The organism is uncultured Flavobacterium sp. (assembly GCF_963925185.1).
GTDB lineage: Bacteria > Bacteroidota > Bacteroidia > Flavobacteriales > Flavobacteriaceae > Flavobacterium.
Genome location: NZ_CAWURC010000036.1, coordinates 1 through 21389, shown reverse-complemented (window position 1 = coordinate 21389; position 21389 = coordinate 1). Strand labels below are relative to the sequence as shown.

At 33.0% G+C, this 21389-nt stretch carries 21 protein-coding genes; 5 read left to right on the top strand and 16 right to left on the bottom strand.

The window, feature by feature from the left end; translation table 11 throughout:
* Positions 1-5: 5 nt before the first annotated feature.
* A complete protein-coding gene (locus AABM59_RS08595; RefSeq protein ID WP_338408558.1) occupies positions 6-842 on the bottom strand; it encodes an ABC transporter permease in 837 nt (278 codons plus the stop codon).
* A 57-nt stretch (positions 843-899) separates the two neighbouring features.
* Positions 900-1796: an ATP-binding cassette domain-containing protein gene (locus AABM59_RS08590; RefSeq protein WP_338408557.1), complete on the bottom strand. Its 897-nt coding sequence runs from the start codon at positions 1794-1796 to the stop codon at positions 900-902.
* Between the two features lie 97 nt (positions 1797-1893).
* Here AABM59_RS08590 and AABM59_RS08585 point away from each other — a divergent pair, with 97 nt between their 5' ends.
* Positions 1894-2964 carry a hypothetical protein gene (locus AABM59_RS08585; RefSeq protein ID WP_338408556.1) on the top strand — a complete coding sequence of 357 codons (1071 nt, stop codon included), beginning with the start codon at positions 1894-1896 and terminating at the stop codon, positions 2962-2964.
* Positions 2965-3118: 154 nt separating this feature from the next.
* Here AABM59_RS08585 and AABM59_RS08580 read toward each other — a convergent pair whose 3' ends face one another.
* A complete protein-coding gene (locus AABM59_RS08580; RefSeq protein ID WP_338408555.1) occupies positions 3119-4579 on the bottom strand; it encodes a TonB-dependent receptor in 1461 nt (486 codons plus the stop codon).
* 103 nt (positions 4580-4682) lie between these two features.
* Between AABM59_RS08580 and AABM59_RS08575 the strand changes: the two genes are divergently transcribed.
* Together AABM59_RS08575 and AABM59_RS08570 are read left to right on the top strand one after the other, a co-directional pair.
* A complete protein-coding gene (locus tag AABM59_RS08575; protein WP_338408554.1) occupies positions 4683-5447 on the top strand; it encodes an MBL fold metallo-hydrolase in 765 nt (254 codons plus the stop codon).
* A gap of 153 nt (positions 5448-5600) precedes the next feature.
* Positions 5601-5960, top strand: a complete 360-nt coding sequence (locus tag AABM59_RS08570) for a hypothetical protein (protein WP_338408553.1) — start codon at positions 5601-5603, stop codon at positions 5958-5960.
* A 1-nt stretch (position 5961) separates the two neighbouring features.
* Here the strand turns inward: AABM59_RS08570 and AABM59_RS08565 are convergent, their stop codons facing one another.
* The 7 genes from AABM59_RS08565 to AABM59_RS08535 form a co-directional block, all read right to left on the bottom strand.
* A complete protein-coding gene (locus AABM59_RS08565) occupies positions 5962-6609 on the bottom strand; it encodes an alpha/beta hydrolase-fold protein (RefSeq protein WP_338408552.1) in 648 nt (215 codons plus the stop codon).
* A gap of 4 nt (positions 6610-6613) precedes the next feature.
* Positions 6614-6934, bottom strand: coding sequence for a hypothetical protein (locus tag AABM59_RS08560; RefSeq protein WP_338408551.1), 321 nt, complete (start codon positions 6932-6934; stop codon positions 6614-6616).
* Positions 6935-6945: 11 nt separating this feature from the next.
* Positions 6946-8196, bottom strand: a complete 1251-nt coding sequence (locus AABM59_RS08555; RefSeq protein WP_338408550.1) for a dihydroorotase — start codon at positions 8194-8196, stop codon at positions 6946-6948.
* A 29-nt stretch (positions 8197-8225) separates the two neighbouring features.
* Positions 8226-10154 carry a BatA domain-containing protein gene (locus tag AABM59_RS08550; RefSeq protein ID WP_338408549.1) on the bottom strand — a complete coding sequence of 643 codons (1929 nt, stop codon included), beginning with the start codon at positions 10152-10154 and terminating at the stop codon, positions 8226-8228.
* 367 nt (positions 10155-10521) lie between these two features.
* Positions 10522-11874: a DEAD/DEAH box helicase gene (locus AABM59_RS08545; RefSeq protein WP_338408548.1), complete on the bottom strand. Its 1353-nt coding sequence runs from the start codon at positions 11872-11874 to the stop codon at positions 10522-10524.
* A 102-nt stretch (positions 11875-11976) separates the two neighbouring features.
* Positions 11977-12741 carry a TIGR02757 family protein gene (locus tag AABM59_RS08540; protein WP_338408547.1) on the bottom strand — a complete coding sequence of 255 codons (765 nt, stop codon included), beginning with the start codon at positions 12739-12741 and terminating at the stop codon, positions 11977-11979.
* Between the two features lie 74 nt (positions 12742-12815).
* Positions 12816-13478, bottom strand: a complete 663-nt coding sequence (locus AABM59_RS08535) for an ABC transporter ATP-binding protein (protein WP_338408546.1) — start codon at positions 13476-13478, stop codon at positions 12816-12818.
* Between the two features lie 270 nt (positions 13479-13748).
* On the opposite strand from AABM59_RS08535, the gene AABM59_RS08530 reads away from it, so the two are divergent.
* Positions 13749-13919: a hypothetical protein gene (locus AABM59_RS08530; RefSeq protein WP_338408545.1), complete on the top strand. Its 171-nt coding sequence runs from the start codon at positions 13749-13751 to the stop codon at positions 13917-13919.
* 9 nt (positions 13920-13928) lie between these two features.
* On the opposite strand, the gene AABM59_RS08525 is transcribed toward AABM59_RS08530, so the two are convergent.
* The 5 genes from AABM59_RS08525 to AABM59_RS08505 all read right to left on the bottom strand — a co-directional run bounded on the left by AABM59_RS08525 (position 13929) and on the right by AABM59_RS08505 (position 17868).
* Positions 13929-14234 (bottom strand): DUF6787 family protein, encoded by a 306-nt coding sequence (locus AABM59_RS08525; protein WP_338408544.1) that lies wholly within the window; start codon positions 14232-14234, stop codon positions 13929-13931.
* A gap of 37 nt (positions 14235-14271) precedes the next feature.
* Positions 14272-14430 carry a hypothetical protein gene (locus tag AABM59_RS08520; RefSeq protein ID WP_338408543.1) on the bottom strand — a complete coding sequence of 53 codons (159 nt, stop codon included), beginning with the start codon at positions 14428-14430 and terminating at the stop codon, positions 14272-14274.
* A gap of 80 nt (positions 14431-14510) precedes the next feature.
* Positions 14511-15461, bottom strand: a complete 951-nt coding sequence (locus AABM59_RS08515) for a D-2-hydroxyacid dehydrogenase (protein WP_338408542.1) — start codon at positions 15459-15461, stop codon at positions 14511-14513.
* 184 nt (positions 15462-15645) lie between these two features.
* A complete protein-coding gene (gene serC / locus AABM59_RS08510; RefSeq protein WP_338408541.1) occupies positions 15646-16716 on the bottom strand; it encodes a 3-phosphoserine/phosphohydroxythreonine transaminase in 1071 nt (356 codons plus the stop codon).
* A gap of 93 nt (positions 16717-16809) precedes the next feature.
* Complete coding sequence (locus AABM59_RS08505; protein ID WP_338408540.1) at positions 16810-17868, bottom strand: acyl-CoA reductase; 1059 nt, start codon at positions 17866-17868, stop codon at positions 16810-16812.
* A 125-nt stretch (positions 17869-17993) separates the two neighbouring features.
* Between AABM59_RS08505 and AABM59_RS08500 the strand changes: the two genes are divergently transcribed.
* On the top strand, positions 17994-18344 hold the full coding sequence (locus tag AABM59_RS08500) for a 4Fe-4S dicluster domain-containing protein (protein ID WP_338408539.1): 351 nt from the start codon (positions 17994-17996) through the stop codon (positions 18342-18344).
* A gap of 146 nt (positions 18345-18490) precedes the next feature.
* Here the strand turns inward: AABM59_RS08500 and AABM59_RS08495 are convergent, their stop codons facing one another.
* Positions 18491-21139: a TonB-dependent receptor gene (locus AABM59_RS08495; protein ID WP_338408538.1), complete on the bottom strand. Its 2649-nt coding sequence runs from the start codon at positions 21137-21139 to the stop codon at positions 18491-18493.
* Positions 21140-21389: the final 250 nt, after the last annotated feature.

Sequence of the window (21389 nt, the reverse complement as noted above, 5' to 3'; positions counted from 1 at the left end):
ATATACTACAAATCTCTATTTTTTAATAATTTATAGGATAGCAACATAAAAAGAGATGTCCAAATCAAAACAATGATAATCGAAGAGAAAGGAACTCCATAATCTTTGATATTATCAACTCCCATTTGTGTCCCAATGGTTTTCACAACCGAAAGTCTAGTGAAAGGTTCTACAATTAAATTTGAAATCGATTCCATTGGAAAAAATTGTTCAATGTTTGCTGCTGTATTGCCTTCGGGAAATAATCTAAAGTTTAAAATTCCTTTCATAATACTTTCGGCAATATACCAAACCAAAAGAAATCCGATTGCAAATGCAGAGCGTTTTACTAAGATTCCAAGAAATAAACAGAAAGAGAAAAAACCGACCAGTTTAACAAAGAAAGCCAAGAGATATTCTAAATTTGAAAAAATAATCCCAAATTCAGTATAAGACGAAAAGCTGAAACCTAAAGCCAAACTCATCACAAAAACAAAAACAGTGGAGCAAAAAGCAAATAAAACAACAGTCAAAAATTTAGACAATATCAACTCTTTTTTGCTCATTCCATCAATCAAATTTTGCTTCAATGTGCCATAACTATATTCGTTTGCCATCATTGAAACGATAACAATAGCCAAAAAGAATTTTAGCCAAGCGGCAATGTACGTATTGAAATGCCATATAAACGGAAAATTAAAAATGCCCATTTCGGCAAGATGAAATTTAAAAATTCCGAGATCAAATTTTATCGAAGCTATTAAAGCAATAAAAGAAAGTAAAATAAAATAGGTCAAAGTCAATATTCGGCTGGCTTTGTTCAACCAAATTTTCTGAAGTTCTATAGAGAGTAATCGTTTCATTTTTAATTTTAGATTTTAGATTTTTTAAAAATTTATTTGCCATTGAAATCGCCATTGTCATTGATTGTTTGTCAATTCCAAGAACTGCTCTTCCAGACTATTTTTGCGTTTTACCAAATGGCTTAAAACAATGTTGTTTTCAAATAGGAACCGGTTTAAATCTTTAGATTCTAATGGTTTTTTTAAATACACTAAAACTTTGCCATCCATAATTTTAACCTTGTCAACCGCGGGATGCGTTTTCAAAACAGTCATCAAGGTTTCGAGATCATTGGCTTGTAATTCGAAAAAACCTTCATTCGCTGACATTCCATCTACTAAACCCGAATATAGAATTTCGCCTTTTCTTAAAATTATGACATGAGAACACACTTTTTCGACTTCGTCAAGCAAATGAGAAGCGATTAAAATGGTGGTTCCTTCGGCAGCAATTTGTTTGATAATATCCCTAATTTGGTGAATTCCTTGTGGATCTAATCCGTTTGTAGGTTCGTCTAAAATCAATATTTCGGGATCATTCAATAAGGCAGAGGCAATTGCCAGCCGCTGTTTCATCCCCAGTGAAAAAGTACTGAATTTACTTTTTTTTCGTTCAGTTAAACCCACCAAATCTAGTTTTTCATCTATTTTTGAATAGTTGATATTCTTGATTTTACAAACTAATTTTAGGTTTTCTTCAGCAGTCATATACGGATAGAAATTAGGTCTTTCGATAATGGCTCCTACTTTTTTTAAAGCATCGTGCGTTTGCATCGCTCCGCCAAACCAACTGTATTGTCCCGAAGTTTTATTTATAACATTTAGAACAATACCTAATGTTGTCGATTTTCCGCTTCCGTTTGGACCAAGAATGCCGTAAACATTGCCTTTTTGTATTTCGAAAGAAATATTTTTTAAGGCTTGTATGTTGCCATACCGTTTGTATAGATTATCAATAGTAAGGATCTTTTCCAATTTATTTGGGTTTTTAATTTGTAATAGGACGGTCAAGTATTGTTTTTGTTACTTTCGAAATATAATTTAATGTAAATTTGTATTAAAAGTAATCATAATGAGCGAAGAACCATTAATGGTTTTTAAAAAACCTACGTATCCAGTAAACAATACACTATTAGAATATTTAGAGCGATACGACCGTATATCAAAAGTTCCAATTTTCTACGATGATTTATTACGTTTTTCGGGATCTATAAATGTGTTTGATAAGAACGATCAGGATACCTTATGGATAAGGGTTTATTATAGCGAACATGAAAGAAAAGAAATTGATTTAAATTTAAAAAAATTATATTCTTACTTGTATTCAGATGGAAATCTGGATACCATAAAGTTCTTGAATGTTGATGCAATAGACTATTGTACTTTCGGAAATTCAAAACCTTTTCGAATAAAAGTACGAAACATCCTGAATGATAATTACGTTTATTTTTATGTCAAAAAAGCGGATGCTTCTCGTGTTTATGGTTTAGAATTAGAGCATATTCTCTCCCCAGATAAAATACAATTTTTAATATACAAAGACACTTTGATAGAAGAACATATTATGGGAATTCCTGGCGATGTCTTTATGAAAATTCATTTAATAAATTGTACTGAGGCTGAAAAATCCCAGATTTCAAAAGAGTTTGTGAAGTTTAATGAGCGCTGTTTTATAAGGCTTCTTGGCGATATGAGAGCCTATAATTACGTAATTGTACCCATTCACGATTTTGACCAAGTGGTCTATCGAATTCGCCCAATAGATTTTGACCAACAATGTTACGAAGGTAATTTGAAAACATATCGTCCACAGTTTTTTAAGGAAAATTACCCAATGGTTAAAATGGTAGAAGATAAATTAGAGGAAAGTTCGATAGAACAATATAAAAATGAAGAAAGAGCCGTTTTGGCCAAAAGAATTCATTCATCAGAAAACCGCATTAAAAAATTATTGACTATTATGGGTAATGATACTATTGCTCCATTAGAAAATGTCCTAAAATTAAAATTAGGATTGTTTAATTATACACATGACTTGAACTTTAAAAAAGCAAAATCTATGGGAAATGTGCTGAACGCTACGTTTGATTTTATCATAAGAAATTTTAAAAATAGTAATGACTTAAGTAATAATTTTGAATAAGAATAAACAAAAATAATATTTTGCATTAGCATAGTTATATCTTGGCTAATCGAATAACTCTTTTTTGAATGTCCGTTTGTCGTAATTTTATTAAGCTTTTAATTAATTGAGGATTTCTTTTTTTTCGTTTAAAGCTATAATTCGAATACTTTAGCTACTTAATTTTTTCTAAAATTTTATTTGGATCATATCCGAAAAGTTCTTGTTTTTTGATGACTTCAGCAACACCTATAGGCAACATAGATTCCCATCCCGGTTTGTTTTCACTGATCATTTTTAACACTTCCCGAGAAAAAACTTCCAAATTGGCTGGATTATAGTTTTTAATATCAACAACTTTTCCGTTGAATTTGAAAAATTTATACAATTCCTTCATTCTAGGATGAACTCTCAATGTTTCGGAATTTATTATTTCTCCGTTTTCATCTATCATTGGGTACAAATATACTTTCATGTCGCGGTAAAATAATTTACCGAAAGCTTCTAGAATTCCACCGCTTAAATGACGGTAGTATTTCTCATCAAAAATGTCCACCAAATTATTTACACCCATTGCCAATCCCATTCTAGCTTTGGTATATTTGGCAAAATATTCAACAACTTTATAGTATTCTTGAAAATTTGAAATCATTACCGTTTGGCCAAGTGAACAGAGTAATTCAGCTCTATCCATAAAATCTCTTTCATCGATTTCACCGTCAGAACGTAAGTTTGACAAGGTAATCTCAAAGATAACTAAGGTGTTATTAGCATCTACTTTGTGCTCTTGTAAAAACATTTTTAATGATTCTTCATACATATTCATATTTACCTTTGTCACTGGGCGAAAACTTCCTCTTAAGGTTAGGATATTTTTTTTGTACAATATGGCTGCAGGAAGTATGTTTCTACCTTCTGGATCAAATATTACAGCATCAGTCATTCCATTTTTTACTAATTGCAAACTCATCAAACGGTTGTCAATATCGATAAATCGTGGCCCCGAAAAATTAATGGTGTCTATTTCAAGTTGATCTTTATCTAGATGGTCGTATAGATAACGCAACAATCGTTTTGGATCGTTGTATTTATAAAAAGCACCATAAATTAGATTTACCCCAAGAATACCAAGCGTTTCTTGTTGTAAACGAACGTCTGTTTCCTTAAAACGAATGTGTATTATAATTTCGTTGTAATCTTCTTCAGGTTCGATTTGATATCGAATGCCAACCCATCCATGTCCTTTGAATTGTTTGGCAAAGTCAATGGTAGCGACTGTATTTGCATAACTAAAAAATATTTTATTAGGATGTGTTTTTCTGCTTAACCGGTTTTCCATTAGACCTGCTTCATGCGAAAGCATTTTTTTAAGACGACTTTCAGTTACATAACGCCCATCTTCTTCAACTCCATATATAGCATCACTAAAGTCTTTATCATAAGCCGACATTGCCTTTGCAATAGTTCCAGAAGACCCCCCAGCCCTAAAAAAATGCCTTACAGTTTCTTGTCCCGCTCCAATTTCTGCAAAGGTTCCGTAAATATTTTCGTTTAAATTAATACGAAGTGCTTTGTCTTTTATTGAAGGAATTTGTTCGATGACTTTATCACCTTTCAATTTTATTTCTGTATCCATATTATTTTAGGTAGGGCTATTTATTGCAAAGTTAATTAAATAGGTTTCTAATGAAAGATAATTAATCCTATTTTTGTAAAATAATTAACAAAAATCGTGCTTAATGAATGTATATTTTTTAGGAACCGGTACTTCACAAGGAATTCCTGTAATTGGAAGCAATCATTCGGTATGTCAAAGTGTTGATTTTAAGGACAAAAGACTCCGGGTTTCGGTATGGATTTCATGGGATAATCATTCTTACTTAATCGATTGCGGACCCGACTTTAGACAGCAAATGTTAGCCTCAAGTTGTCAAAAAGTGGACGGAATTTTATACACTCATGAACACTCTGATCATACTGCCGGATTGGATGATATTCGTCCCTTTAATTTCAAACAAGGTGAAATTCCAATATATGCACACCAGCGAGTTCTTGAAAACCTAAAAAAAAGATTTGATTATATTTTTGAGTTCAAGAATAAATACCCAGGAGCACCATCGGTAAAAACTATTGAAGTAGTCAATAATCAATCTTTTTCTATTGGAGATAAAATGGCAATTCCTATCAATGTGATGCATGGAAATTTACAAGTTTTTGGATACAGGATTGATGATTTTGCTTATTTAACTGACGTGAAAACTATAGAAAAAGCCGAAACTGAAAAGTTAAAAAATCTGAAAGTTTTGGTTGTAAATGCTTTACGTGAAGAACCTCACGCCACACATTTTAATTTACAGGAAGCTTTAGATTTTATTACTTTGATTAAACCTCAAAAAGCATATATTACACACATCAGCCATATTCTAGGTTTTCATAAAGAGATACAACAAAAACTCCCCAAGAACGTTTATCTAGCTTATGACAACTTAGAAATAACGATTTAATAACACTTAAAAATGAAAAAATCATTACTGCTTTATCTATTTATTCTTGTGATACTTTTGAATTTTTTTACTTATATGTATTTTACTAAGGAATTAACTTTTGAACAAAATCAATTCGCAAAAAAAGAAAAATTTTTGAATGATAGCCTAAATATGACTAGAAATAAACTGGCTGATGCCAATTATTTTTCTTTAGCATTAGATGAAAATGCCCAAAATTATTTTAATCCTGATAATGCTACAAAAACGATTCAAATCGAAATATTAGTTCCTTTTGTAACCGAAAAACTATTAGATTTAAATGCTAATCCTAAAGGAAATCCATACACGGGGCAAGATCAAATTGGAGCTAATAAATTCATCATCAATAAGGTGAAAATTTTGAATCACCGCTGGATTATTGCCGATTTTAATGATGGAGAATATTGGGGAGAAGTGCTCTTGAAGTATTTTATCAATAATGATGATACGGTTTCTTTTGAGACAATTCAATCCTTGATTTACCAGAAATAGTCTAATTTTGAAGCAACCAATTCTTGAAGTCATAAAAGTTTTGTGGTGAAACTCCATGTCCAATTGGGTATTCTTTATAAGTCGTGTTAATGCCTAATTTATCCAAAAAGGGCTTTGCTTTTCTTCCCCATTCCACAGGAATTACTTGGTCGACTGTTCCGTGTGAAGCAAATATTTTAAGATTGGTAAACGATTTTTTTAAATAGTTTTCTTCCAGAATTTCTTCATTCACATAACCACTCATCGCCACCACTCTTTGCGCTTTTTCAGGATGCGAAAGAGCCACAGCATAACTCAAAATAGTTCCTTGGCTAAAGCCAATTAAGGTCACGTTTTCAGGATCAATTGAATGATTTGAGACTAACTCGTCTATAAATACAGCTATTAAATCTCTCGAAATTTTTGCTTGTTCATTGTCAGAAAACCGGTTTTGATCGGCATCAAAGTTGATGGCATACCAGGCATAACTTCCATGTTGCATTGTGTAAGGAGCACGAGCCGAAACAATATAATATGCATCAGGAAGTTCCGCTTCAAACGAAAATAAATCTTCTTCGTTGCTGCCATAACCATGAAGTAATAGTAATAATGGATTTTTCCCCAACTTTGTTTTAGGTTCTCTAACGCGATATTCGAGTGATAATTTCATTTAACTATGATATGTTTGAAAACCATTTTTGGAAATAATTTCCCAATAAAGGAATCGGTTTTGTTTCACCATTGATGGCGCTAAAAATTCCGTAAGTCCACAAAACAGAGAGGGAAATCCACATTGAAATTGAAATCATTGGGCTATCAAAATTGCTTATGATTAATCCCAAGGAGATAAAAGTAATGGATAAACCCAATGCTTGGCGAATGTGAAAGGAAGCAAACGGGCTTTTGTTTTCAGAATTCATCGACATAGCAATAAAGACTCCAATGATTAAAATATAGCTTGTTATTGCGGCTGTTTTTCCGTTTTCGTTGTCCATAAATTATTTAATTACAAAACTAATTTTCCCTGATTAAAAATACCATACACTTTCCCTTTCATTTCTAACCCTAGAAAAGCTGAATTCTTCGATTTTGATAAAATGTTTTCTTTTGTAAAAATGCTTTTTCCTTCGGGATTGTATAAAGTAATATTTGCCTTTTGACCTTCATCTATACTCTGCTTTTCAATTCCGAAAGTTGTTTTTCCAGAAGTCAATTTTTCGATTATTTTTTCTAAAGGCAGCACGGTTAATAAAGCACCAAAAGCACTTTCCAAACCGATTGTCCCGTCTTTAGCCAAATCAAATTCCATTTTTTTATGTTCAATATCTATCGGATTATGGTCAGACGTAATCATATCGATTGTATTGTCGAGAACTCCCGCTAGCAAAGCTTTCCTGTCAGTTTCTGTACGCAGCGGTGGCGAAACCTTATATCTTGTGTCGAAACCTTCTAATGTAGCATCGGTTAAAACTAAATGATGCACGGCAACACTACAAGTCACCTTTAATCCTTTGGATTTAGCATCTTTAATTAATTGCACCGATTTTGCACTAGAAATTGTAGGAATGTGTAGTTTTCCACCAGTATATTCCAGTAAGAACAAGTTTCTGGCGATTTGCAATTCCTCGGCTAGATTTGGAATTCCTTTTAAACCTAATTTTGTCGAAACAAGACTTTCATTGGCAACTCCGTTTCCTTTTATGTTAGAATCTTGGGCAAAAGCAATGACTAATCCATCAAAATCCTGTACATATTGCAAGGCTATTTTAAGTAAATTGGCATTATCTAAACTTTTATTGTAATCTCCAAAAGCGACAGCACCAGCATTTTTCATGTCGAATAATTCGGTCATATCTTTTCCTTCGCTTCCTTTAGTTAAAGCCCCAATTGGGAAAAGTTGCGTGGCAAAACCATTTGCTTTAGTTTTTACAAAATTAATTTGGGATTGATTGTCGATAATCGGGTAGGAGTTGGATTGCAATGCTATGGCGGTAAAACCACTTTGTGCGGCAACATTTAGTCCGTTTTCAATGGTTTCCCTTTCTTCAAAACCAGGTTCACCAAGTGAAACACTACTATCGAACCATCCTTGTGAAAGATGGAGATTTTCGAGTTTTATTTCTTTTGCATTTTCTAAATTAGGAAGTAAAGTTCCTATTTTTTTGATGCTGTCATCAACAATTAAAACATCCACTGTTTTGTTGTGAAAAGGACTTTCGGAATCGATAATTTTGGCGCCCCGGATTATTATTTTCATAGTGTTTATTTAATTATTTGACTTTCGTTTTACTTTACGAATCGTATAATTGCTATTTCGGTTACCAGAAATAGTAATGCAAAGATAACAAACCATTTCCAAATTTGATTGTCGTTTCTGTTGGTTTGTAAAGTATCGAAAACGGCGGCAATGGAATTAATTTTTTTATAGTTTGAAAGTATGTTTTTATTGGCTTGAGCCAAATCACTTTCGGTACGATTATAATTGAAACTGATATTTTGCAACCAATCCTTTTGTTTGTAAACTGCAAAATTTCCAGCTTGGACCGGATAATCATTAAAAGTCAATTTCACCTTGTTATTCAAAATTTGTTGAATCGGGATAAAAGTTTCATTGTTGTTTTTTACATTCAAAATTTCGTCTTTAGACAAAGTTACGTCTGTTAAAAATGGATTATTATTTCCAATAATCAGTGTATTTATTTCCTTATTTCTACTGCATATTGCCATTTTGTAAAAAGTTGGTACAATCAGTGGCGATTGTTGAAAATTGGAATTTTCCAAATTTATTGGTGCACCAAAAATATAGACTGACGAGATTGGATTATTTATTGAAGTCAAAAAAGAACTTTGGTCTTCATAATACAACACCGCTGGATTGGAACTTGATATTGCAAACGATTTTTTTGTTTTTGGATATTGAAAATTATCGATTTTGTTTTCGAAAACGCCAGAAAATAGAGGGTGGTTGAAGTTAATCTTCGTTACTAACTTTTCCTTATTTTCTAAATATTTGAATTGGATGGAACCAAAATTCATCAGAAACTGATTCAGGTTTGCAACAGAATTTGTAGCCGAAGGAATTACCATCAAATTTCCGCCTTTTTCTGCAAAAAATTTCAAGGTGGTTTGAAGTGCTTGTGGTATTTTGTCTAATTCGTTCAACACAATGGCATCTTGTTTTTCGATGGAATTATAGTCTAAATTTCCAATATCAAAATTCCTGAACATGAATTCGTCATTCGTATAAATTCGGTAAAGAAAGTTGCTTTTTTCGGGCGTACCAATACTGATTACTTTACTTTTCTCAGATTTTGAAATGCTGAAATACAAGGTGTTGTCGTATTCTAATCCGTTGTCTATTATCGAGGCATAACCGTGAAAATCTTTTTTAGGAATAGTAAAATAAATAAATTTATCCTTGCGTTCAACTTTCGTCAAAGTCTTTGCAATCAGTTTATTTTGATTGTACAAACCCACGGAAATTTTCTTTGAGACAGCACCATATGCTCTTAATTTTAGTCCAATTTCATAGAAATCGTCTAAAGTTTGATGCATAAAAACACTATCTATAGAAACATTATTTTTGTTTTCGGCTTTTGGGACAATAAAATACGTATTGTAGTTGCTGTCGATACTTTTTAACTGTCTTGGCTCTAAGCCAACAGCATCCGTAATCACAACAACATCCTTATTGAAAATTGATTTTATCGATTTAATTTTTGCCATGGCGCTTTCTAATTGAAACGGTAAAGCATTGTATTTTAGGTTTTGTAATTCTTTTTGAATGGATTTTATATCTGTATTCCAAAAAGTTTGAGAATTAGTTATCAGGGAAAAAATTTGGTTTTCAGGAATGTTTTCGAGCAATTCCTGTACGGATCTTTTTAGGAGTTCGCCTTTTTGACCTTTAGCTTGCATCGAGAAGGAATTGTCTAAAACGATATACATTTCGTTCGAACTGTTTTCGCTGTTTTTGGCTTTGAAAAAAGGTTTTGCAAACGATATGATGAGGCATGTTAACAATAACAAACGCGATGCCAAAAGCAACCATTTTTTTATTTCGGAACTCTTCCTAGTTTGTATGGAAAGTTCTTTTAAGAATTTAACATTCGTGAAATATTCTTTTTTGAAACGGCGTAATTGAAACAAATGAATCAGAACCGGTAGGGCTAGCAATAGGAGGAAATAGAGAATTTCTGGGTATTTAAATTGCATTCCGTCATTTAGTTTGTCAAAAATACAAATTTGTATATAATTGTAAGTTCATATTACTGTATTTTTGTTTGGGACAATTGAATTGGAAAAAAAAGTCAATATTAAAGAAGGACTCTTTCCATTTTTACTTTAAAGAACTGGAAAGCACAAGTAAAAAAAGTTTAATTTGGTTATTTTGACTTATACAAATAGTTGCGTCACCTAAGGAACTTATATTTATATATTCGATATTAATATTAGAAGAAAAGTAGTTGCTAATTTTTTACTAAAACATTTTTACAAGAATAAAATCAGGGATAAACAATTACCTTTTTTTAAAGTTTATAAATAGAATTTCTAAAAGAAAAGAGTTGTTTTTAACAGAGTACTATTTTTTATTGTCTTTCCTTTTCTTGTCTCGGGTTTTCAACATATTTCTATTAACAGAACCATGTGTTTTTTTCTTAGTTACGCCAGGCCCACCTAGATTGACTTTTTTATTCTTTTTGCTTTTTTCTTGAAATGCACCATCACCGTCTAATTTTTGTTTCTTCATTAAAAACTTGATCTGCTGTCTATCTTTTTCAGGTTCGATAAGTTTTAATGAAATTTCTACAGTTTCTGGGAATGCCTCGACAGATAATTCCATATTCATTAATACTTCAATAGCCACTTTTGATTCTTCTTCACGGGGAGCAATTAAACTTATTGCTGTTCCTGAAGCGTCAGCACGACCAGTTCTTCCGATACGGTGCATATATAATTCAGGAAGTTCGGGCATTTCAAAGTTGATAACGTGCGTAATATTGGATATGTCCAATCCTCTCGCCATTATATCAGTAGTGATTAGTCCTCGAAGATTACCCTCTTGAAAAGAGGCCATTGTGCTCAAACGATAATTTTGAGATTTATTCGAGTGAATAACTCCAAACTGACCTTCAAAATCTTCTTCAATACGTTCGTGAACCATATCTGAAATTTTCTTGTTATTCACAAAAACTAAAACACGACTCATAGCTGAATTAGTCTGCAATAAATGTTTCAGTAGATTTATTTTGGTATTAAAATTAGGAGCTAAATAAGTAAATTGTTTGATATTTTCTAATGGTGTTCCTGATGCCGAAAGTGTAACTTCTTCAGGATAGTCAAAATAGTCGTTCAAAATTGCATCAACCTCTTCAGTCATAGTGGCAGAAAAAAGGATGTTTTGTCTTTTTTTAGGCATCATTGCCAAAATAGCTGTCAATTGGGTGCGAAAACCTAAATTTAGCATTTCGTCAAACTCATCGATAACCAATTTTTGCATTTCTTCAAAACGAATTACGTTGTCTAACGTTAAATCCATTATCCTTCCAGGGGTTCCCACTAGGATATCACAGCCTTTATAAACAGTTGTTTTTTGAGTATTAATATTGACACCCCCAAAAATTGCAACGGTACGAACGGACATATATTTGGTCAATTTTTCAACTTCCTCAGCAACTTGCACCACAAGTTCACGTGTGGGAACTAGAATTACTATTTTCGGAGTATGACCAGGTGTAAATTTATATAATTTTAATAAGGGTAATAAATAAGCAAATGTTTTACCTGTTCCCGTTTGTGCAATTCCCATCATATCACGTCCCGACATTATCACAGAAAAAGTTTTTTCCTGAATGGGTGTTGGTGTTACAAATCCTAAATCATCGATTGCTTTTTGAACTGATTTTGGAAGATTGAATTGCTCGAAAGTGGTCATAAAACGTAAATTTTGTGCAAAGGTACGTTAAATTGATGGTTAGATGGTCAGATTGTTTAACGTTTCCAGTAATATATGATTTCAATACTCTAATAATCAATGTTAAAACCCTTCAAAAACACCTAATCCAAATAAAGCGAAATCGTACTTTACAGGATCATTAGGGTCTAATTCGCGGAGTTTCATGTCTAATTCAGCCAATGCCTTTCCGTCATTTTGTTTCCGGGTAAGCAAACCAAGTTTTCGAGCTACATTCCCAGAGTGTACGTCCAAAGGACAAGATAGGAGCGAAGGTGAAATGCTTTTCCAAATGCCAAGATCGACACCTTTGTTGTCTTGGCGACACATCCATCTCAGGTACATATTGATGCGTTTCGCCGCTGAACCATTCATGGGATCTGAAATGTGTTTTTGAGTCCGGTTTTGATGTGGAATTTCGAAGAATGTTTTCTTGAATTCAGAAATGCTTTTTTGCATCGAATTTGGTTCTAGGTGTTTGGCAAAAACAGCTTCAAGTCCGCCGTGATTTTTGTAAATATGCTGTAACCCTTTTATAAAACTAGCAAAATCCTGTCCGTTAAACGTTCGATGCACAAAGGATTCCATTCGTTCCAAATCATTTTCAGTGTGCGACATCACAAAATCGAAAGGTGAATTTCCCATCAAATCGATCATTCTATGGGAGTTTTTGATAATCATTTTCCGATTTCCCCAAGCAATGGTCGCGCTAAGAAATCCAGCAATTTCGATATCTTCTTTTTGCGAAAACAAATGCGGAATTTGCACGGGATCAGTTTCGATAAAATCAAGTGTATTGTATTGCAAGACTTTTTCGTCAAGGAAGGGTTTGAGTTCGGATTGATTCATTTTTTGTTTAACATTTAATAGATGAAGTGTTGTTTTGGTTCAAATAAACTTTAAACCAGATAAACTTTAAAATTTTAATTGCTAATCAAGCCATCTACCATAAACAGTTTTCTATCAGCCATATTGGCCAATTCTTCATTATGAGTTACAATCACGAAAGTTTGTCCTAATTCGTCCCGCAATTTGAAAAACAATTGGTGCAAATTTTCGGCAGAATGGGTATCGAGATTTCCCGAAGGTTCGTCGGCAAAAATGATAGCTGGTTTATTTATTAAAGCTCTTGCAACTGCAACACGTTGCTGTTCTCCGCCCGAAAGTTCGTTCGGTTTATGGTTTATTCGGTGTGAAAGTCCGAGATAGTCCAATAATTTTTTGGCTTCGGTTTCAGTTTCGTGTCGCGATTTATTAGCAATATAGGCAGGAATACAAACATTTTCTAATGCGGTAAACTCAGGTAATAATTGATGAAATTGAAAAATAAACCCCAAATTTAAGTTTCTAAATTTGGATAATGTTTTGTCATTCATGGTCAAAATATCCTGGTCATTGATGCGCAATTCAATTCCGTTTTCGATTGTTGGTTTGTCCAATGTTCCAAGTATTTGCAAAAGCGTTGTTTTCCCTGCGCCTGAAGCACCCACAATGGAAACGATTTCACCTTTTTGGATGTGTAAATCAACCCCTTTTAGTACGTGAAGTTGGTCGTAATATTTATGAATGTTTTTTGCGTGAATCATTATTAGAACAGTTTCCACAAAGAAACAAAGATTTTCTATATTTTAATGTAATTTTAATTCTAATATCTATAGCGAAAACTTTTTGGACTAAAATCTAAAATGTTTCCGGCATTAGAGTTGTATATTTGTTTTGAAAATCTTTAGAAAATGTCCAAAGAAATTGAGGTGGAGGCCGTGAATAACAAAAACAGAAATCTTATTCTGGGAATATTATTTGATGGTATTGGAATGTTGTCATTTACTATCCCATTTTTTGGATAATTTTCAGATGTGGTATGGGCACCATTAGCTGGATTTTTAATGACTTGGATGTACAAAGGAAGAGTTGGAAAGGTTGCAGGTGTTTTTGCTTTCCTGGAAGAAATTATTCCGTTTTCGGATGTAATTCCATCTTTTACATTGACTTGGATTTACAATTATTGGATAAAAAAAGAAAAATAATTTTCCGTTTTATTTTTTGAAAATAAAACCCAATCCCATACTTTGTAGCATTTTTTTTGAAAAGGGGAAGAAGAATTTTGATTGTCCAAAAAGGTAACCAAAGAACATTAACAAAAAGGGATAAACGGGTAAAACTAATAGTATTAAAACTAAATAATAAAGAATCCAATGGGTATTTTCATTATTTATACCAAAATAATTCATTGCAAAGCCAGAAATTTTTGCAGACAATGAACCATTTATGGCAAAAACCACAAAAATGATTGCCAATTGATAATTGGAAGTAATTCCCCAGCGTTTCTTTAAATTCCCCATCTTCTTTTAAATGATTAACAAATATAGTGACATTATCTTATTGGTCATAACCGAATGGTTTTTGTTTGTGGGTATTTTTAAATAAATCTATTGTTGCATATATAAAATTTACTTCATAGACATAGTCAATATTAGGTTCATAATTGATTTTGTTTATTTTATATAAATCAGGATAGTGTCCAATGTTTACCAGCATTTTTTTTAATTGTTTTGGATCTTTTTGAAATAAAAAAAGCTGTCTTTTTAGAGACAGCTTTTTGCAATATAATTTTTATTCTAGCTTAATAAACTAATTATTTGACTAGCTAATTCGGTACCAATTCTATCTTGGGCTTCTCCTGTTGCAGCTCCAATATGAGGAGTCAATGAAATTTTTGGATGCATCAAAATCGACATTTCTGGTTTAGGTTCGCTTTCAAAAACGTCTAATCCTGCAAATAAAACTTTTCCGTTGTCTAATGCTTTTACCAATGCTACTTCGTCAATAACACCGCCACGAGCACAATTTACGATACCCACGCCGTCTTTCATAATTGCTAATGCTGCTTCGTCAACGATATATCCGTCTTGAGCAGGAACATGCAAGGTAATGAAATCAGCTTCTTTGAATAAAGATTCTAAAGATTGTGAAACAATAGAAGTTGTTACAGCTTGCCCGTCAAAAAATACTACTTTCACATCTACTTTTGGGATAAACATATCGGCAGCAATTACTTTCATCCCTAATCCAAGCGCCATTTTTGCGGTAGCTTGACCAATACGTCCAATACCAACAATTCCAAGTGTTTTTCCTCTTAACTCAACTCCGTCAGCATACGCTTTCTTCAAACCATTAAAGTTTGAATCTCCTTCTAGAGGCATATTTCTGTTAGAATCGTGTAAGAAACGAACACCAGAAAGTAAATGAGCAAAAACTAATTCAGCTACTGATTCTGACGAAGAAGCAGGTGTGTTAATAACGTGAATCCCCTTGCTTTTAGCATAATCAACATCGATGTTATCCATCCCAACGCCGCCACGACCAATGATTTTCAATCCTGGACAAGCATCGATAATTTCCTTGCGAACTTTAGTTGCGCTTCGCACCAAAACTACGCTTACGTTGTTTTCGTTAACGAAATTCGCCACTTGTTCTTGTGCTACTTTTGTAGTTATAACTTCAAATCCTCCTTTTTCTAAAGCTAGAATTCCACTTTTTGAAATTCCGTCATTGGCTAATACTTTCATTTTTTAAGTCATTGCGAGAAACGAAACAATCTCGTCCTCATATTATTTTTTTTTTTGAGCTATTTCCTGCACCCGAGGCTGAAAACCGAACTGGCGAAGCAATCCGGTACAATCTTTTTTTCGGTAAAAACCTCAAAAAAGGATTTTCACTGCTATCGGGGCTAGGAATTTTTGTGTTTAATAACTAAACGTTTCCTTCTAATTCTTGCATTACGTCAACTAAAACTTGTACACTTTCTAATGGTAAAGCATTGTACATAGAAGCTCTATAACCACCAACTGATCGGTGTCCAGGCAATCCAATGATTCCAGCTTCTTTCAACATAGCGTTAAAAATATCTGCGTGTAATGGGTCATTCAACAAGAAAGTAGCATTCATATTAGAACGATCTTCAACAACCGCAGCTCCTTTGAATAGTGGATTTCTATCAATTTCTGAATAAATCAAAGCTGCTTTAGCATTGTTTATTTTTTCGATTGCAGCAATTCCGCCAAGGTTTTTCAACCATTTCAAAGTCTGCAAAGAGGCATAAACCGGAAAAACAGGTGGCGTATTATACATGCTTTCTGCTTTGATATGTTTAGCATAATCCAACATACTTGGAATTACACGACCATTTTTGCCAAGAATATCTTCTTTGATTATTACCAAAGTGGTTCCTGCTGGACCCATATTTTTTTGTGCGCCGGCATAGATAATGTCAAATTTTGAAAAATCCAAAACTCTCGAAAAGATATCCGAACTCATATCGCAAACGATTGGCATATCTAAACTTGGAAATTCCTTCATTTGAGTTCCAAAAATAGTGTTGTTACTTGTGCAGTGGAAATAATCTGCATCTGCCGGAACAGAATAGCCTTTAGGCACATAATTATAATTTTCGTCTTTTGAAGAAGCTACAACAACAGTTTCTCCAAAAAATTTGGCTTCTTTTATTGCTGCACTTGCCCATGTTCCGGAGTCAAGATAAGCCGCTTTCCCGTTTTCCTGCATTAGATTATACGGAGTCATCAAGAATTCTAGACTAGCTCCACCAGCAAGAAAAAGCGCTTGATACCCTTTACCCTCCAAACCTAAAAGTTCAATTGCCAATGCACGAGCTTCGTCCATAACAGCAACAAAGTCTTTGCTTCGGTGAGAAATTTCTAAAATTGACAATCCAGAATTATTGAAATCCAATATTGCTTGTGCCGATTTTTCGAAAACTTCTTGTGGTAAAATACAAGGTCCTGCGCTGTAGTTGTGTTTTTTCATGGTGTTTTTTATATCCAAAAAATTAAGTTGCAAATTTCGGAAATCAGAGTTGAATAAGTGTTAAATAATTCGGAATAATTTTCTGTTTTTGTTTTATATTGTTAACAAAAACGTTATAGTATCTACATTATCCGCATAATCCCATAAATTCGGGCTTTGTGTTTTACCAAAATCAATGCTATTTTCAACAAGATTATTACTTACAATACATTGAATTTGCTCGCTTTCCGTTTGTAGGCGAATTTGTAGTCCAGGCATGTTTTCATAATATTCATAAAAAACACTAGAAATTGGCGAAGCATAACTTGCGTCTTCTTTAATTGTCAGAAAACCATTATCCAGTAGTTTAAAATTACTCATCAGGAAAACCGCCTTGTTATAATCGTAGTTATTGGCATATTTTTCATAATGAATAACGTCTTGATATTCGAAAATGGCTTCAAAAAAAGCTATAAATGAATATCCTTTGGGAACAAATAATTTCGAAACATTGCGACAACCAAGGCCAAAATACCTAAAAATATCCTCGCCCAAAGCAGCTAATTGTTCCTTGGTTTCGTCTCCTTTTAAAACAGCAACCGAATTTCTATTTTTTCTTATAATAGTCGGTTTGTCTTTAAAATAATATTCAAAATAACGTGCCGTATTGTTGCTTCCGGTGGCAATCACAGCATCGAAATTTTCTAGTTTGCCTTCTACGAAAGTGATTTTATTAGAAAATTCGGGTTCAATAGCAATTAGGTATTTTGCTATAAAAGGCAGTAAATATTGATCGTTTGATGATGTTTTTATTAAAACGTTGTGACCGGAAATTAAAATAGATAAGAAATCGTGAAAGCCAACTAACGGAATGTTTCCGGCTAGAATTAGACCTACATTTTTTGATTTTACTTCGTTGAAATTATATAAGGAAAACCATTTTTCCAAATTTTCTTCAGTTAAGGATTTTGCCCATGATTGAATAGAAAAATATACATTTTCCGGAGTGTACCAACCGTTATGGGATTGCGAAAGTTGGATTAAATTAATAAATGCTTCAAAAAAAAAGTCATTGTGTAAAACTACTTGGTTTTTTACATTTTTTTCTTCTGAAAACTGGCTTAAAAATTTTCCTAATTCAATAAAACATCTTTTTTTATTGTTTTCGAACATAAGTAACTTGTATATGAATAGTTTTGATTGTAATTTTGTGCAAAAATAAGCTTTAATTAGTTATAAGTCAAAAGAGAAAACGTTAAGCGCTTACTCTTTGTTTTATAACATCTAACATAAAAAAAATGGCAATAATAATAACAGATGAATGCATCAACTGTGGTGCTTGTGAACCAGAATGTCCAAACACTGCAATATATGAAGGAGCAGACGATTGGAGATATAAAGATGGAACCAAAGTTAAAGGAAAAATAATTTTACCTTCAGGCGAAGAAGTAGATGCTGATGCTGCTCAAACACCAATTTCGGACGATCTTTATTATATTGTTCCAGGAAAGTGTACGGAGTGCAAAGGATTTCATGATGAACCTCAATGTGCTGCGGTTTGCCCGGTTGATTGTTGTATTCCAGATGGAGAACACGTTGAAAGTGAAGAAACGTTGTTAAACAGACAAGCTTTTTTACACAACGAATAAGTTGTAATTAAAAATTTATAATTAAAAATTAAAAATCCTGAATGCGAGTTCAGGATTTTTTTATGAAAAGATTTTTATTTCGAATTGTTTTTTAAAAAAAGGGCTGTCGTAAGACAGCCCTTTTAAAATTAAATTCGATAATCGAATTAGAATTTATAGTTCAAAGATAAGTTGAACATTGATCCTAATTGGCTAAAGTGAAAACCATCGTATGTCATTTGAGAATAACGTTGGTTGAAAGTAATTAAATTAGATTGATTTTTTACTTGTGCAGCGTCTGCTAATAAAGCAGCCCCAGTAGCATTTTCTGCTTTGAAACTCCATTCAGGAAGTACATTCAATAAATTGTTAGCATTAAAAGATAAAGTTAATTTGTCAGTTGCAGAGTAAGAAATCCCTAAATCAGTTACAATTTTTGGAGTAAATTCAGTTCTTAAGTTAGAATCCATACCATCTTGTCTAAATGTAGTTTTTCCAAAATAAGTATTGTTTAAAGAGAATGTATATTTCCCGATTTCATAATTAGCTCCTAAAATCCATTTTGTGTCAGGTCTTGAAGTAAACATCATAGCATCAATTGGTGCACCAAAATTATTACTTCTAACTGGAGATATTCTTTCATTTTGAAAAGTAACATTTCCAGACAAGTTGAATCCTAATTTACCTGTTCCAACTTCAATGTTGTTATAATTAGCAACCACGTCTAAACCTGAGGTTCTTGAGTCAAATGAATTTTCGAACCAACTTACTGTTCCAAATTCAGTTTCTACTTTATCTCCTAAAACAATTCTATCAGCTACTTTAATATTATAGTAGTCTAGAGTAAAGTTGAAGTTTCTTGAAGGTTTAGCACCAATACCAAAAGTTATGTTTGTTGATTTTTCAGCATCTAATTCAGGAACACCTAAAACACGAGCTTGTGGAGAATTGTTACTGATTAAACCACTAACTTGAATTCCTTGACCAGGAACAAAAGAGTATTGAGATTTTTGAGTATAAATTTGGTGCAAGGTTGGTGCTCTGAAACCAGTAGAAACAGATCCTCTTAATGTAATCTTGTCATCAGAAAATTTATAACGAGAGCTTAATTTCCATACTGTTGCTCCACCAAAATCACTATAATCTTCGTAACGAACAGTACCATTGATTAAAAAGTCTTCAGTTACATCATAAGCAAGGTCAAAATAACCACCTAAGTTGTAACGATTCCATTTACCTGAATTTTCTGGTCTGTTACCAGCAAATGAATCAGCTCCAATTCCATCCCAAGATGCTTTGTCTCCTTCGATAACTTCAAAAGTTTCTGTTCTGATCTCAGATCCAAAACCAATACTAACTTTGTCAGATACTACTTTAGATATGTCTAAATTCCCAACAACATGGTTAAAAGATGTTCCTCCTGGTTTGAAAGATATTGGGCTATTTTCTCTGTAAATATCAGCTCCATTTCCATCTAGAAAAGAACTTCTGTTATGAGAATTTTCTACAGCATATGTTTGGGTGTTACCACCTACAGTAATACTAGCATCTGTATTCCATCCATTTTTAACAGTTTTGTAACCCAATGAACCATTGTAATCATTCAAATCTCCTGTAAATGTAGGAACATAACCTTGGTAAGAACCTGGAGTACCATTACCAAAAAAGTCTTTTAAGTAAGGAAAGTCAGATACTGTTCTCCAATATGGAGTTCTGTAGTTAGCGAACGAATTTACTTTTTTGTAAACATATGCTGCGTTGTAGTAAATTTGCGAATTTTCACTTAAATCACTACCGCCATTTACTAAGAATTTAGCAGCAGCTGTTTCTGGTGAGCCGTTAATGTTTCCTGCATCTGGATGTTTTGAAAGGAAAGATTGTACATCAGATAATGAAGCACCAAAATCTCCAGCCTCACCAGCTGCATCAACATTTCCAGGTCTGTTTGATAAATTTACTTTAGAAAAATCTACAGTATAATTTACAAAACCTTTATCTCCAACAGTTGATCCGTTGTTTAAGCTAACTCCTAACATTTCTCCATCACCTTTAGAAGTCATTCCACTTCTTACAGTTACAGATCCTCCGTTAGTGCTTTTCTTCAAGATAATATTCATTACCCCTGCAATCGCATCAGAACCATATTGAGCTGATGCACCATCACGAAGAATTTCCACTCTTTCAATAGCATCAGTAGGAATTGCAGATATATCTGCACCTGTTTCACCACGTCCTGGAGAAGTTTGCACATAAAGCAATGAGCTTAAATTTTTACGTTTTCCGTTGATAAGAATTAAAGTTCTACTTGGTCCCATGTTTCTAATTTCATAAGGATCTAGTAAAGAAGTCGCATCATTAACTGGTGTTTGTACCGTGTTAAAAGATGGAATTTTGTACTGTAAAGCTTTGTCAAAAGTAGCCTGACCTGTTGAAGTCAAATCTTTTGATGACAAAACGTCAATAGGGAGTGCAGTAGTTGTGTTACTTCTAGGAGCAGTTCTTGTTCCTGTAACTACAACTTCATCAAGATTTTGCCCACCATCTTCAGATAATGTAACATTAATAGAAGAACTGTTAGCCGTTTTTTCAACATTAGAATACCCAACATAACTAAATACTAAAGTAGCTCCTTCAGCAACGCTTATTTTGTAAGTTCCGTTGATGTCAGTAGAAACACCGTTTCTAGTTCCCTTTTCAACAATGTTTACTCCTGGTAAAGCATTTCCAGTGTTGTCATTTACGACACCAGTGATCTCTTTTTGAGCAAAAATAAAGCTGACGTTCAGCAATAATAACAATAAAATAATTTTTTTCATAATAATTTGATTTGTGTTTTTAGTTTAGTTTTAAATCGGGCGCAATATAAATTTTTTTTAACAAAAACTTCTTAAAAACGTATTTTTTTGTAAAATAGTTATTAAAGAGTTTGATTGTCCGTAATCACCCATAATTAAATAAAAAGTCTTATATTTGATAAAAAAAGCGATGAATCTATTCAATTTTACGGCAAATTTTGGGAGTGAAGAATCTTGTAGACTTCATTTTAAAGAAGAAAGAGACAAAATC